The sequence below is a fragment of the Streptomyces dangxiongensis genome (genome assembly GCF_003675325.1).
Taxonomy (GTDB): domain Bacteria; phylum Actinomycetota; class Actinomycetes; order Streptomycetales; family Streptomycetaceae; genus Streptomyces; species Streptomyces dangxiongensis.
Window position 1 is genome coordinate 6,414,322 of record NZ_CP033073.1, and the last position, 13,005, is coordinate 6,427,326.

Genomic DNA, 13,005 nt, shown 5'->3' on the forward strand with positions numbered 1-13,005 from the left:
ATGAGCCACGCGCAGGACCACGAGCAGGCGGCGGGAGCCGGACCCGGCGTACCGCAGACCCGCACCGCACGGCACGGCCGGATCGTGGACATCCTCAACCGGCAGCCCGTGCGGTCGCAGAGCCAGCTGGCGAAGCTGCTCGCCGACGACGGGCTGAGCGTCACGCAGGCGACGCTGTCGCGGGACCTCGACGAACTGAACGCGGTCAAGATCCGCAACGCCGACGGTGACCTGATCTACGCGGTGCCGAGCGAGGGCGGCTTCCGTACGCCGCGGGCTCCGCTGGGCGGGTCGGCGAAGGAGGAGCGGATGCGGCGCCTGTCGCAGGAGCTGCTGATCTCCGCGGAGGCCTCGGCGAACCTGGTGGTCCTGCGTACGCCGCCCGGCGCGGCCCAGTTCCTCGCCTCGGCGATCGACCAGGCGGAGCTGCACGACATCCTCGGCACGATCGCCGGCGACGACACGTTGCTGTTGATCAGCCGGGAGCCGAGTGGGGGGCAGGCGTTGGCGGATCACCTGCTGCGGTTGGCGCAGAACAGCCACTGAGCGCTCCGCGGGGGGCGGGTACGGGGTGGTCTGTTCGGTGCGGGGTGCCGGGTGCGGGTGCGTGGTGGCTGGGCGCGCAGTTCCCCGCGCCCCTAGGGGCCCGGGGGCGTCAGCCCAGTTTTGTGGGGAGGCCTGCTGTGCAGCGGACCTCGTCGCCTGCCGTGATCAGGAGGGCTTCCGTGTCCGGCAGGTACTCCAGCCAGGTGAGGGCCGTCCGTGAGCCCATGGCGAAGGCTGCTGTGGCCCAGCAGTCGGCCCAGGTCAGACGTGGTGCGACCACGGTCACGGCGACCAGGTCCGTCACCGCCGGCCGGCCCGTCCGCGGGTCGATGATGTGCGTGCCCCGTTCCGCCGTACCGGATGTCGCCACCGACAGCTCCTCCGCCCCGGCCGCCGAGATCACCGCCGCCAGCCCGCCGGGACGCAGCGGATCGGCCACCCCCACCCGCCAGGGCCGCCGTGGTTCCGGCGCGCCCAGCATCTGCACGTCGCCGCCCCCGTTGACGCTGACCCCGCACACCCCCTCCACCGCGCCGATCAGCCGCGCCGCCCGCTCGGCGGCCCAGCCCTTGACGATCCCGGTGGGGTCCAGGGAGCCCTGGTACAGCGTGCTGAACCATCCCTCGCTCACCCGTTCCGCCTCGGCCGCCAGCTCCAGCACCTCGGCCACCTCGGGCGTACACCGGGCGACGTCCAGTTCGCCGCGGGCCAGCCGGGACACCTCGCTGTCCTCCCGGTACGTACTGAAGAGCGTGTCCGCCCGGTGCAGCCCGGCGACGGCCTCGGCGAGCGCCGCCCGGACGGCGGACGGTTCCCCGCCGCGGACGTCGAAGGAGAAGACGGTCCCCATGACCTCCTCCGCGTGACGCACCGCGGCGGGGGTCTGCGCCGGCCCGGTCACCGTGTCAGCCACCGGCCTGGTCCAGGGCGGACTGGAGCGACTTGCGGTAGCCCTCGCTGGTGTAGGTGGCGCCGGAGACGGTGTCGATGTGTGCGGTGCCCGTGGTGACGGCTTCCTGGTTGAGGCGGGGGACGGCGAGTTGGGTCTTCTGGTCGCTGAGGCCGCCCTTGGGGGCCTGGACCGCCTCGGCCTTGGTGATCTTCCCGCCGGCGAGGGTGATCCGTACCTGCACGGCCCCGTACTGGGTCCGCGCCGCGTCCCCGGTGACCGTGCCGGAGCCCGACGAGGCCTGCGCTCCGCCCCGCGGCGGCGCCTGCCCCGCCGCCGTCTGCTGCGGGGCCGCGCCCGCCGCCGACGCGGCGGCCGGGTCCGACGCGGGTTTCAGCGCCAGCAGCAGTACGACACCGGACACGGTCGCCGCGGTGGCCAGCACGACCCGCCGAACGGGATGGCTCTTCCTCATCGCTTCGCTGCTCCGCTCACATCTCGAACGACTCGTGGTGGATACGGCGGGCGGGAACCCCGGCGCCGCGCAGTGCCTCGTACACCGACTGCGCGAACCCGGGCGGGCCGCACATGAACACGTCGTGCCGGTCGATGTCCGGGATCTTCCGCTGGAGGTTCTCCGCGGAGATGTCCGGCCGCTCGCCCTCCGGGCTGTTCACCGCGTACATCAGCCGGGCGTCCCGCTCCGTGGCGATCGCCGCCAGCTCGTCCCACAGGGCCAGGTCCTGGGTGGTGTTGGCCCGGTAGAGGAGGGTGATGTCACCGGCGGCCCCGGGCAGCGTCTCGAACAGCGCGCGCATCGGCGTGATGCCCACCCCGCCCGCGACCAGCAGCACCTTGCCCCTGCTGCGGCGCTGGGCGGTGAGCGCGCCGTACGGTCCCTCCGCCCACACCTTCGTCCCGGGCGTCAGCTCGCGCAGCCGGGCGCTGTGGTCGCCGATCGCCTTCACCGTGATCCGCAGCATGCCGGGGCGCGGCGCGGCCGAGAGGGAGTACGGGTGGGAGCTGAAGCGCATCCCGGGGGCCAGGAACCGCCAGCGGAAGAACTGGCCCGCCTCCGCGCCCATCCGGTGCAGCTTCTGCCCGCCGATCAGCACCGACACGATGCCGGGCGTCTCCTCGATGACGGCCTCCACCCGCATGCGGTGCCGGAGGTTGAGGCGGAGCGGGGTGAGCACGCGGTACCACAGGACGAGCGCGGTGACCGCGCCGTACAGCCCGTACCAGAAGGTCCTGGCGGCGGGCTCCACCGCGAAGTCGTTGCCGGTGGTGATCTGGTGCCAGAACGTCAGGAACACGGCCGCGTACGTCAGCAGGTGGACGTGGTACCAGGCGTCGTACGGCAGCCGGCGGCGGACCGGGCCGATGGACGACAGGCCGATGACGACGAACAGGCCCGTGCCGATCGCGGCCTTGCCCATGTCCGGGAGCTGTTCGACGGAGTCGATGGTCTGCCGCACGATGTCGCCGAGCGACCTGCCGGCCTGGAGCGCGTACCCCCACATGGTGAGGAAGACGTGCGCGACGATCAGAGACAGCGTGTACCGGCCGCTCATCGCGTGCCAGCGGGCCACCCGGTCGGAGCCGACCCGCCGCTCCAGCGCCGGGACCCGCGCCATCTGGAGCACGACCAGCGCCATCAGATAGCCGGCCAGCAGGCCGGTGATCCGGCCCGCATTGAGGATCCGGCCGGTGTCGTCGCCGATGGCCGGCGTGTCGTGCCACCAGAGCCACAGCACGGCCGCCGCGCCCGCCCAGACGGCGAGCAGCAGCGGGACGGCCGGGGAGCGGCGCGGACGGATGCGGCGCATGGTCTGTCGGCGGGCGGCACGTCCGCCTGCGAGCGTGGTGGTCACGGTTCCTCCGTGGGGACTTGACCCTTGGCCCTGAGGTACGTGCCGGGTGCGCCGAGTGTTCAGAGGGCCGCCGAGTCCAGGGCGGACTGGAGTGACTGGCGGTAACCGTCACTGGTGTACGTCGCTCCCGAGACCGTGTCGATCTGCGCGCTCTGCGCGGTCAGCGCCTCGCGCCGCAGCCGGGGGAGGGCGTAGCCGTTGATCTCCTGGTCGCGCGGGTTGTCCTGCGGGTAGGTGACGGCGGTGACGTCCGTGAGCTTGCCGCTCCCCAGCGTCACCCGCACCTGGACCGGGCCCCAGCGGGTCCGGACGGTGTCCCCGGTGACGGTCCTGGTGCCGGTGGCGGGTGCCCGCGTCGCCCCCGGGGAGGCGGCGGCGCCCGCCGCTCGCCGGGCGCCGGTGAGGGCGTGCCGACGGCGAGCACCGGGCTCGTGTGCGGCTTCAGCGCCAGCAGCAGCACCATCCCGGAGACGGTCGCGGCACTGGCCAGCAGGATCCGGCGGAACGGACGGTTCTTCCTCAGCGGATGCACGGTGTCTGCCTCACAGTTCGAACGACTCGTGGTGGATACGGCGGTCCGGCACCCCGGCCGCCCGCAGCGCCCGGTAGACGTCCCGCGCGAAGCCGTGCGGGCCGCAGAGGTAGACGTCGTGGCCGGACAGCCCGGGGAAGGCCGCGCGCAGCGACTCGGCGGACAGGTCGGGGCGTTCGCCGTGGGGGCCGTTCAGCGCGTACCGCACCCGCGCCGCGCGGTGGCGGGCGATCGCCTCCAGCTCACCGCCCAGCGCCAGGTCCTCCACCGAGCGCGCCCGGTACAGCAGGGTGACCTCGCCGGGCAGCGTCTCGAACAGCGCCCGCAGCGGGGTGATGCCGACGCCGGCCGCGATCAGCAGGGTGTGGCGGCCGGTGGCCCGGTCGGCGGTCAGGGAGCCGTACGGGCCCTCGGCCCACACCCGGGTGCCGGGGCGCAGGCGCGAGACGGCCGCGCTGTGGCCGCCGAGCGCCTTGACGGTGATGCGCAGCAGGCCGGGGCGCGGCGGCGCCGACAGGGAGTACGGCGTCGACGTCCGGCCGAGGCCCTCGGCCAGGAACCGCCAGCGGAAGAACTGCCCCGGCCGCGCGCCCAGTTCCTCCAGGTGCCGGCCCCGGACGACGACCGAGTACACGCCCGGTGCCTCCCGGTGCACCGAGTCCACCCGCAGGCGGTGGCGCAGGTTGAGCCGGACCGGGGTGAGGATTCTGAACCACAGCACCAGGGCGGCCACGCCCAGGTACAGCGCGTACCAGGCGGCGGTGGCGGCCGGCCCGCCGCTGAACTGCTCGCCCAGCGTGAGCTGATGGCCGAAGGCGAGGAAGACGGCCGCGTACGTGAGCAGGTGGACGTGGTACCAGAACTCGTAGCCGGTGCGGCGGCGCACCGCGCGGGCCGAGGTGACGCCGACCGCGAGGAGCATGACGGTGCCGGCGGTGGCCTTGAGCATCTCCGGGTAGTCCAGGACGACGGTGACCGTCTCGTGCCGGAGCGAGGCCCGGTCCTGGGCGGCGTATCCGGCGAGGATCAGCACGATGTGCGCGACGAGCAGGCACACGGTGTACCGGCCGGCCATCGCGTGCCAGCGCGCCACCCGGTCCGAGCCGATCCGCGTCTCCAGCAGCGGCACCCGGGCCATCAGTCCGACCAGCACCGCGCAGGCGTACCCGCACAGCAGCCCGGCGATCCGCCCGGCCCCGGTCAGCCCGCCGGCCGTACCGACCACCGCCCCGGTGTCCGTCCACCACAGCGCGATCACCGCCGCGGCCCCCGCCCACAGCAGGACCAGCACGGCCCCCGCGGGGGAGCGCCGGCCCGTCACGGGCAGGGGCACAACCGCCCGCCGCGCATCCACCGTCGTCATCGGTCCTCGCCGTCCCTTCGTCCGTCCTGCCCGGCCACTGTGCGGGCCCAACCTCTCAGGGACCTTTGAGCCGCCCCCCTCCTGAGCGGACTCAGAGGAAACTCAGAGGGGGGCGGCACGTCCGGGCCACCGCGGGCGAGCGATGCTGGAGACGCGATGAACACCACCCGCTCCGGCCGCCCCGCCCTCACCCGCCCCGACGGCACCCCGCTGCGCGTCCTCGTCGTCGACGACGACCCCGACCTCGCCGAGGTCCTCACCGGCGCCCTGCGCTACGAGGGCTGGCAGGTGCGCGCGGCCGGTGACGGCGCCGCCGCCCTCGCCGCCGCGCGCGAGCTGCTGCCCGACGCCGTCGTCCTCGACGTGATGCTCCCGGACACCGACGGCTTCGCGGTGCTGCGCCGCCTGCACGAGGTCAGGCCCGAGGTGTGTGTGCTCTTCCTGACCGCCCGGGACGCGGTGGAGGACCGGATCGCCGGTATCACGGCGGGCGGCGACGACTACGTCACCAAGCCCTTCAGCCTGGAGGAGGTCGTGGCCCGGCTGCGGGGCCTGCTGCGCCGTGCCGGCATGGCCCGCCGGCCGGAGGAGGGACCGCGGCTGGCCGTCGGCGACCTCGTGATGGACGAGGACGCCCGCGAGGTGACCCGGGCCGGGGAGCTGGTCGAACTGTCGCCGACCGAGTTCGAACTCCTCCGCTTCCTCATGCGCAACCCGCGCCGCGTGCTCAGCAAGGCGCAGATCCTCGACCGCGTCTGGTCCTACGACTTCGGCGGCCGGGCCCATGTGGTCGAGCTGTACATCTCCTACCTGCGCAAGAAGGTCGACGCGGGCCGCGAGCCCATGATCCACACGGTGCGCGGCGCCGGTTACGTCCTCAAGCCGGTGACCAGGTGAGCGCCGTACGCCGGCTGTCCCGCGCCGTACGCCGGCTGCTCCGCCCCCGGTCCCTGCGGGCCCGGCTCACCGCCGGCCTGGTGGTCCTGCTGGCGGTGAGCTGCGCGGCCGTGGGACTGGCCGCCGTCGTCGAACTCGACGGTTTCCTCACCCGGCGGCTGGACGAGCAGCTCGCCCAGGTCGGCACCCGGTTCCCGGCCAGCCTGGAGCACCCCGGCCGGCTGTCCGACGACCTCCCCCGGTCCCGGAAGGGCTCGACCGGGGGGACATCCACCGGAGACGAGGACGCCGACACCCGCCGGATGGCGACCGGCACCTTCGGCGCCCGCCTGGTGAACGGCACGGTCACCCACCGGGGACTGATCCGCTCCGGCGACCCAGCCGCGGACCTGCGGGTCGACCTGACCACCGGGGACGCCGGGCGGCTGGCCCGGGTACCGGCCGACGGCAGACCCCACACCGTCGGGCTCTCCGCCCTGGACGACTACCGTGTCGTCGCCTCCCCCGGCCGGGACGGCGACGTGCTGATCGTCGGACTGCCGCTGGAGCCGGTGCAGGCCACGGTCCACCGGCTGGAACTGGTCGCGGGGATCGTCTTCGGCCTGGCCCTCGTGGTGACCGGGGTGGCCGGGGCCTGCTGGGTCCGCTGGTCGCTGCGGCCGCTGAGCCGGGTCGCGGCCACCGCCACCCGGGTCGGCGAGCTGCCGCTGGCCAGCGGTGAGGTGGCGCTCCCGCCGCGGGCGCCGGACGCCGATCCGCGCAGCGAGGTCGGGCGGGTGGCCGCGGCCTTCGACCGCATGCTCGGCCATGTGGAGGACGCGCTGACCAAGCGGCACGCGGTCGAGGAGCGGCTGCGCCGCTTCGCCGCCGACGCCAGCCACGAGCTGCGCACCCCGGTCGCCTCGGTCCGCGGCCACGCCGAGCTGGCCCTGCTGCATCCCGGTCCGGTGCCGCCCGAGGTGACGCGCGCCCTGGAGCGGATCGCGGCCGAGTCCAGCCGCATGGGCGGGATGGTGGACGACCTGCTGCTGCTGGCCCGCCTGGACGCGGGCCGGCCGCTGGAGCGCGAACCGGTGGACGTGACCCGCCTGGTCCTGGACGCGGTCACGGACGCCCGGGCCGCGGGCCCCGGTCACCACTGGGTCCTGGACCTGCCCGAGGAGCCGGTGACGGTGCCGGGGGACGCGCACCGCCTCCATCAGGTGTTGGCCAACCTGTTGGCCAACGCGCGTGGGCACACACCCGTGGGCACGACGGTGACGGTCACCCTGGCGGCCGGCGAGGGGCCCGCCGAGGCGACCGGCGAGGCGACCGGCGAGGCCGCGGACGCCGGCACGGTCCGCCTCCGGGTCCACGACGACGGCCCCGGTGTCCCCGACGACATCCGGCCCGGCGTCTTCGAGCGCTTCACCCGCGCCGAACACCGCCGCCACCCGGACGCCGCCGCCGGCGGGGGAGCGGGACTGGGCCTGTCGATCGTGGCGGCGGTGGTGGAGGCGCACGGCGGGAGCGTGGACCTGGACAGCGCACCGGGTGCCACGACGTTCACGGTGCGATTGCCCGCCTGAGCGACACGCCGGGCCGCGCCGGACGGTGCCGGGCCGCGCCGGGCGACCGGCACCTCAGTACCGGGCGACCGCCGTCTCCCCACTCGCTCCCCACTCGTCGTGCCGATGGCGATGTGCGGCCGCTCGTCCGGCCGGGCCCACCGCAGGATCTGCCGCATGGCGTCCTCGGGGACCGACACGCAGCCGGCCGTCGCGCCCTGCCCGTTCACGTGCAGGAAGATGCCGGCGCCGCGTCCCCGCACCGGCCGGTCGTAGTTGAAGCCGATGACGAGGCCGTGCGCGTACTGCGTCCGGTAGGAGATCAGGTGCTCGGACCGGTCGGCGAGGCAGTCGTCCGGCAAGGGGTCCGTCCAGCGGTTGTACGCCGCCGAGTCGTTGTCCTGGCACCACCAGGAGCTGTCCCGGACCGGACGGTAGGCGACAGTCGTCCCGGCCGGCGCCGGCCGGATCCCGAAGGCGAAGGGGAGGCCGTACAGCCCGGTCGGTGTGGTGTTCGTGCCCTGGCTGCGGATGCCGCCCTCCACCAGCCCGTGGGACCCGAACCGCGCCGGTGCGGACCCGGCCCGGACCCACTGGCCCTCCCGCAGGTCCCACCAGGTGACCGTCCCCGCCGTGGCGTCCGTGTCCGGGGCCTCGGCGGTGATCAGCCGGCCACCGCCGCCCGTGTCCGCCATCCGCGCGGGCAGCGGCGCCGGCCCGGGTACGGGCGCGACGGCGAGCAGGGCGAGGCAGGAGGCGGGGACGAGGGCGAGGACCGCACCGGGGCGCATGGCTCAGACGGTAGACGGCGGCAGCGGCAACGGCAGCCCGGGTAGTCCGTCCAGGCTTGTGGCGATGTGTTCCTTCTTCGCGAAGTACGCGCTCAAGGACGCGTCGTCCTCGCGCGCGAACCGCCTCCCGTGCAGCTCGCGGTCCTCCTCGTACGCCATGTGGGGGACAGCGTAGCCGCAGCTGTCGCGGACCCGTTCGGCGTGGACGACGATGACCGCGCGCAGGCCGTGCGCGTTCGGGTCGATGTCCGGGAACCGGCCGAGCAGCTCCGGGAAGCGCGGGTCGTCGCGGAAGACAGGCTCGCCCCGGCCGTGCACGCGCACGATGTTCGGCGGCCCCTGGAAGGCGCACCACATCAGCGTGATCCGCCCGTTCTCCCGCAGGTGCGCGATCGTCTCCGCGGTGGAACCGGCGAAGTCCAGGTACGCCACGGTGAGTTCGTCCAGCACGACGAAGGAGCCCCGCAGGCCCTTGGGGGAGAGGTTGACCGTGCCGTCGCCGGAGAGGGGGGCGGTCGCGGTGAAGAAGAGGGGCTGCTCCTCGATGAACGTGCGCAGCCTGCCGTCTATGCGCTCATACGTCTTTCCCATGGCAGCCGAGTATGGCCGTGAGGCGTCTGCCTGTCCGAGGAATCGACCGGCCGGCGAGAGGGTCCGGCCGCGGCCGCCCCGGCCGGCGCTCGTCGGGGCGGCCACGCTGCCCGCTACCTCACTTCGTGAGCGTGCAGGCGGCCAGGGAGTCCAGGCCGGCGGGCTTGGTGCCCTTGCGGCCGATGCTGATGGCGATGCGGTCGATGGTGGAGACGCGCTTGTCCTTGAGGGGGCCGAGGATGGCGTTGTTGACGAAGTTGGGTCCGCCCTGGCCGACGGTGTTGCGCAGGCGCGTGTTCGCTTCCTGGAGCTGGGTCTGGAGGAGGGCGAGGTTGCGGTCGACCTCGGCCTTGGCGGAGGCGGGCACGGCGGGAAGCTTCGAGGCGACGTCCGGGCACGTGATCGTGCCCGCCCCGGTGTTGCCGCCGGAGCCGGCCGTCGCCCCGGTGTTCGCGCCGGTGCCCGACTGCTGGGGCGCGGCCGTGCCGGGCGTGGTGGAGCCGGCCGCCGCGCCGCCGGCCGTGTCGGTGCTGCCCGCGTTCAGCGTGCAGGCGGCCAGGGAGTCCAGGCCGGTGGGCTTGGTGCCCTTGCGGCCGATGCTGATGGCGATGCGGTCGATGGTGGAGACGCGCTTGTCCTTGAGGGGGCCGAGGATGGCGTTGTTGACGAAGTTGGGTCCGCCCTGGCCGACGGTGTTGCGCAGGCGCGTGTTCGCTTCCTGGAGCTGGGTCTGGAGGAGGGCGAGATTGCGGTCGACCTCGGCCTTGGCGGAGGCGGGCACGGCGGGAAGCTTCGAGGCGACGTCCGGGCACGTGATCGTCCCGGGGCTCGCGAGGGTGCGCGCGCCTGTGGCGCCGTCGCTCTTGGCAGGAGTGCCGGCGAGGGCCGAGCCGGCGATCACCGCGCCGGACAGCACCACGGCGGCAGCGCCGCCGATGACCGCCACGCGACGCTGGTTGTACTTCGGGAGAGCCCTGGACATGCGATGCCTCACTTGGGTCAGGAATGGGTCGGGTCAGCCCCTGGTGACGGGGTCCGAGCAACACGCGGCGCCTGCGTGCGCAGGGGAGTACGGGAAAGCGGTTTCATCCGTTCAGCCTCCCCGGGAATCTCCCTCACCTGTCACGCTGATTGACGAATCATGCAGAGCACTGCATACTCATGCAGGTCAGTGGAAGCAGTGTGAGGAGAAATCCCGTGACCGAGCGCGTCGTACTCGCCTACTCGGGCGGTCTGGACACCTCTGTCGCCATCGGCTGGATCGCCGAGGAGACGGGCGCCGAGGTCATCGCCGTCGCGGTGGACGTCGGCCAGGGCGGCGAGGACCTGGACGTCATCCGCAAGCGCGCCCTCGCCTGCGGGGCCGTCGAGGCCGAGGTCGCCGACGCACGGGACGAGTTCGCCGAGGGGTACTGCCTCCCCGCGATCAAGGCCAACGCCCTCTACATGGACCGCTACCCGCTGGTCTCCGCCCTCTCCCGGCCGGTGATCGTCAAGCACCTCGTCGCCGCCGCCGAGAAGCACGGCGCCACCACGGTCGCCCACGGCTGCACGGGCAAGGGCAACGACCAGGTCCGCTTCGAGGCCGGCATCGCCGCCCTCGCCCCGGGCCTCACCTGCATCGCCCCCGTCCGCGACTACGCGATGACCCGCGACCGGGCGATCGCCTTCTGCGAGCGCAAGCAGCTCCCCATCGCCACCACCAGGAAGTCCCCGTACTCCATCGACCAGAACGTCTTCGGGCGCGCCGTCGAGACGGGCTTCCTGGAGGACATCTGGAACGCCCCGATCGAGGACATCTACGAGTACACCGCCGACCCGGCCCTCCCGCGCGAGGCCGACGAGGTGGTCATCACCTTCGAGGCGGGTGCCCCGGTCGCCCTCGACGGCCGGCCCGTCACCGTCCTCCAGGCCGTCCAGCAGCTCAACGAGCGCGCCGGCGCCCAGGGCGTCGGCCGCATCGACATGGTCGAGGACCGCCTCGTCGGCATCAAGTCGCGCGAGGTGTACGAGGCGCCCGGCGCGATCGCCCTGATCACCGCCCACCAGGAGCTGGAGAACGTCACCGTCGAGCGCGAACTCGCCCGCTACAAGCGCCAGGTCGAGCAGCGCTGGGGCGAACTGGTCTACGACGGCCAGTGGTTCTCCCCGCTCAAGCGCGCCCTGGACGGCTTCGTCGACGAGGCCAGCCGGCACGTCAGCGGCGACATCCGGATGACCCTGCACGGTGGCCGCGCGGTCGTCACCGGCCGGCGCTCCGAGGCCTCGCTGTACGACTTCGACCTCGCCACCTACGACACCGGCGACACCTTCGACCAGTCCGCGGCCAAGGGCTTCATCGACATCTACGGCCTGTCGTCGAAGATCGCCGCCAAGCGCGGCCCGGCGTAACCGCCGTACGGCCTTCGGGTCGTCCCGCACACATCAGCCTGACAGCCGCCCGACCGCCTGGAAGAGTCGGGAGGCGGTGGTTCGTCCGAGACTTCGAGGAGCAACGCAAGTGAGCAGCAACAGCGGTGACGTACGGCTCTGGGGCGGCCGATTCGCCGACGGTCCCGCCGAGGCCCTGGCCAAGCTGTCCGCGTCCGTCCACTTCGACTGGCGGCTCGCGCCCTACGACATCGCCGGTTCGCGTGCCCACGCGCGGGTGCTGCGCACCGCGGGGCTCCTCACCGAGGACGAGCTGACCCGCATGATCGCCGGGCTCGACCGGCTGGAGGCGGACGTGGCCTCCGGTGCCTTCGTGGGCACCGTCGCCGACGAGGACGTCCACACCGCGCTGGAGCGCGGTCTGCTGGAACGCCTCGGCCCCGACCTCGGCGGCAAACTGCGGGCGGGCCGGTCGCGGAACGACCAGGTCGCCACCCTCTTCCGGATGTACCTGCGCGACCACGCCCGGATCATCGGCGGCCTGATCGCCGGCCTCCAGGACGCGCTCGTCGGCCTCGCCGAGGCGCACCCGGATGTGGCGATGCCCGGCCGCACCCACCTCCAGCACGCCCAGCCGGTGCTCTTCGCCCACCACGTCCTCGCCCATGTGCAGTCCCTGTCCCGGGACGCCGAGCGGCTGCGCCAGTGGGACGAGCGGACCGCGGTGTCGCCGTACGGTTCCGGCGCCCTCGCGGGTTCCTCCCTCGGCCTGGACCCGGAGGCGGTCGCGCGTGACCTCGGCTTCGAGCACGGCAGCGTCGGCAACTCCATCGACGGCACGGCCTCGCGGGACTTCGTCGCCGAGTTCGCGTTCATCACCGCGATGATCGGTGTGAACCTCTCCCGGATCGCCGAGGAGATCATCATCTGGAACACGAAGGAGTTCTCCTTCGTCACCCTGCACGACGCGTTCTCCACGGGCTCCTCGATCATGCCGCAGAAGAAGAACCCCGACATCGCCGAGCTGGCCCGCGGCAAGTCCGGCCGTCTGATCGGCAACCTGACGGGCCTGCTGGCCACGCTGAAGGCCCTCCCCCTCGCCTACAACCGCGACCTCCAGGAGGACAAGGAGCCGGTCTTCGACTCCTGCGACCAACTGGAGGTGCTGCTCCCCGCCTTCACCGGCATGATCGCCACCCTCACGGTGCACCGCGAGCGTATGGCGGAGCTGGCCCCGGCCGGTTTCTCCCTCGCCACCGACATCGCCGAATGGCTGGTCAGGCAGGGGGTGCCGTTCCGCGTGGCGCACGAGGTGGCCGGCGAGTGCGTGAAGGCCGCCGAGGCCGAGGGCAAGGAGCTGGACGACCTCACGGACGAACAGTTCGCGAAGATCTCCGCCCACCTCACCCCGGAGGTCCGCACGGTCCTCAGCGTCTCCGGCTCCCTCGCCTCCCGCGACGGCCGCGGAGGTACGGCGCCCGGCGCGGTCGCCGTCCAGCTCACGGAGGTCAAGGCGGACCTCGCGCGCCAGCACGCCTGGGCGAGTGCCGGGAAGCAGGGCTGAGGAAGGCCCCGCCACCGGCGCGCGCCGGACCGCACGCCCAC

General features: G+C 73.4%; 10 protein-coding genes and 3 pseudogenes. 5 read left to right on the top strand and 8 right to left on the bottom strand.

The window, feature by feature from the left end; all coding sequences use genetic code 11:
- Positions 1-546 carry an arginine repressor gene (locus D9753_RS29010; RefSeq protein WP_121789695.1) on the top strand — a complete coding sequence of 182 codons (546 nt, stop codon included), beginning with the start codon at positions 1-3 and terminating at the stop codon, positions 544-546.
- A 109-nt stretch (positions 547-655) separates the two neighbouring features.
- Here D9753_RS29010 and D9753_RS29015 read toward each other — a convergent pair whose 3' ends face one another.
- From D9753_RS29015 to D9753_RS29035, 5 genes and pseudogenes are all read right to left on the bottom strand, one after another.
- Positions 656-1,459, bottom strand: coding sequence for an FAD:protein FMN transferase (locus tag D9753_RS29015; protein WP_240468310.1), 804 nt, complete (start codon positions 1,457-1,459; stop codon positions 656-658).
- 1 nt (position 1,460) lies between these two features.
- Positions 1,461-1,910: pseudogene (locus tag D9753_RS29020) on the bottom strand (FMN-binding protein); the annotation flags it as partial.
- Between the two features lie 16 nt (positions 1,911-1,926).
- Positions 1,927-3,309, bottom strand: a complete 1,383-nt coding sequence (locus D9753_RS29025; protein WP_163010819.1) for a ferredoxin reductase family protein — start codon at positions 3,307-3,309, stop codon at positions 1,927-1,929.
- A gap of 59 nt (positions 3,310-3,368) precedes the next feature.
- Positions 3,369-3,841, bottom strand: a pseudogene (locus tag D9753_RS29030) (FMN-binding protein).
- A gap of 10 nt (positions 3,842-3,851) precedes the next feature.
- Positions 3,852-5,204, bottom strand: a complete 1,353-nt coding sequence (locus D9753_RS29035; protein ID WP_121789697.1) for a ferredoxin reductase family protein — start codon at positions 5,202-5,204, stop codon at positions 3,852-3,854.
- Between the two features lie 156 nt (positions 5,205-5,360).
- Between D9753_RS29035 and D9753_RS29040 the strand changes: the two genes are divergently transcribed.
- Both D9753_RS29040 and D9753_RS29045 read left to right on the top strand, forming a co-directional pair.
- Positions 5,361-6,101 (top strand): response regulator transcription factor, encoded by a 741-nt coding sequence (locus tag D9753_RS29040; RefSeq protein ID WP_121789698.1) that lies wholly within the window; start codon positions 5,361-5,363, stop codon positions 6,099-6,101.
- Positions 6,098-7,669, top strand: a complete 1,572-nt coding sequence (locus D9753_RS29045; protein ID WP_240468311.1) for a HAMP domain-containing sensor histidine kinase — start codon at positions 6,098-6,100, stop codon at positions 7,667-7,669. The genes D9753_RS29040 and D9753_RS29045 overlap by 4 nt, the downstream gene beginning before the upstream one ends.
- An 89-nt stretch (positions 7,670-7,758) precedes the next feature.
- Here the strand turns inward: D9753_RS29045 and D9753_RS38245 are convergent.
- The 3 genes and pseudogenes from D9753_RS38245 to D9753_RS29060 form a co-directional block, all read right to left on the bottom strand.
- Positions 7,759-8,439, bottom strand: a pseudogene (locus tag D9753_RS38245) (L,D-transpeptidase family protein); the annotation flags it as partial.
- Between the two features lie 3 nt (positions 8,440-8,442).
- Positions 8,443-9,030, bottom strand: a complete 588-nt coding sequence (locus D9753_RS29055) for a pyridoxamine 5'-phosphate oxidase family protein (RefSeq protein WP_121789699.1) — start codon at positions 9,028-9,030, stop codon at positions 8,443-8,445.
- 118 nt (positions 9,031-9,148) lie between these two features.
- A complete protein-coding gene (locus D9753_RS29060; protein ID WP_205614291.1) occupies positions 9,149-10,012 on the bottom strand; it encodes a hypothetical protein in 864 nt (287 codons plus the stop codon).
- A 215-nt stretch (positions 10,013-10,227) separates the two neighbouring features.
- On the opposite strand from D9753_RS29060, the gene D9753_RS29065 reads away from it, so the two are divergent.
- Together D9753_RS29065 and argH are read left to right on the top strand one after the other, a co-directional pair.
- Positions 10,228-11,421, top strand: a complete 1,194-nt coding sequence (locus D9753_RS29065; RefSeq protein WP_121789700.1) for an argininosuccinate synthase — start codon at positions 10,228-10,230, stop codon at positions 11,419-11,421.
- 109 nt (positions 11,422-11,530) lie between these two features.
- On the top strand, positions 11,531-12,964 hold the full coding sequence (argH, locus tag D9753_RS29070) for an argininosuccinate lyase (RefSeq protein ID WP_121789701.1): 1,434 nt from the start codon (positions 11,531-11,533) through the stop codon (positions 12,962-12,964).
- Positions 12,965-13,005: the final 41 nt, after the last annotated feature.

Bases quoted from the DNA above. Each gene is read 5' to 3' on its own strand.
- D9753_RS29010 (WP_121789695.1), top strand. From the start codon at position 1: ATGAGCCACGCGCAGGACCACGAGCAGGCGGCGGGAGCCGGACCCGGC.
- D9753_RS29035 (WP_121789697.1), bottom strand. From the start codon at position 5,204: ATGACGACGGTGGATGCGCGGCGGGCGGTTGTGCCCCTGCCCGTGACG.
- D9753_RS29040 (WP_121789698.1), top strand. From the start codon at position 5,361: ATGAACACCACCCGCTCCGGCCGCCCCGCCCTCACCCGCCCCGACGGC.
- D9753_RS29055 (WP_121789699.1), bottom strand. From the start codon at position 9,030: ATGGGAAAGACGTATGAGCGCATAGACGGCAGGCTGCGCACGTTCATC.
- D9753_RS29060 (WP_205614291.1), bottom strand. From the start codon at position 10,012: ATGTCCAGGGCTCTCCCGAAGTACAACCAGCGTCGCGTGGCGGTCATC.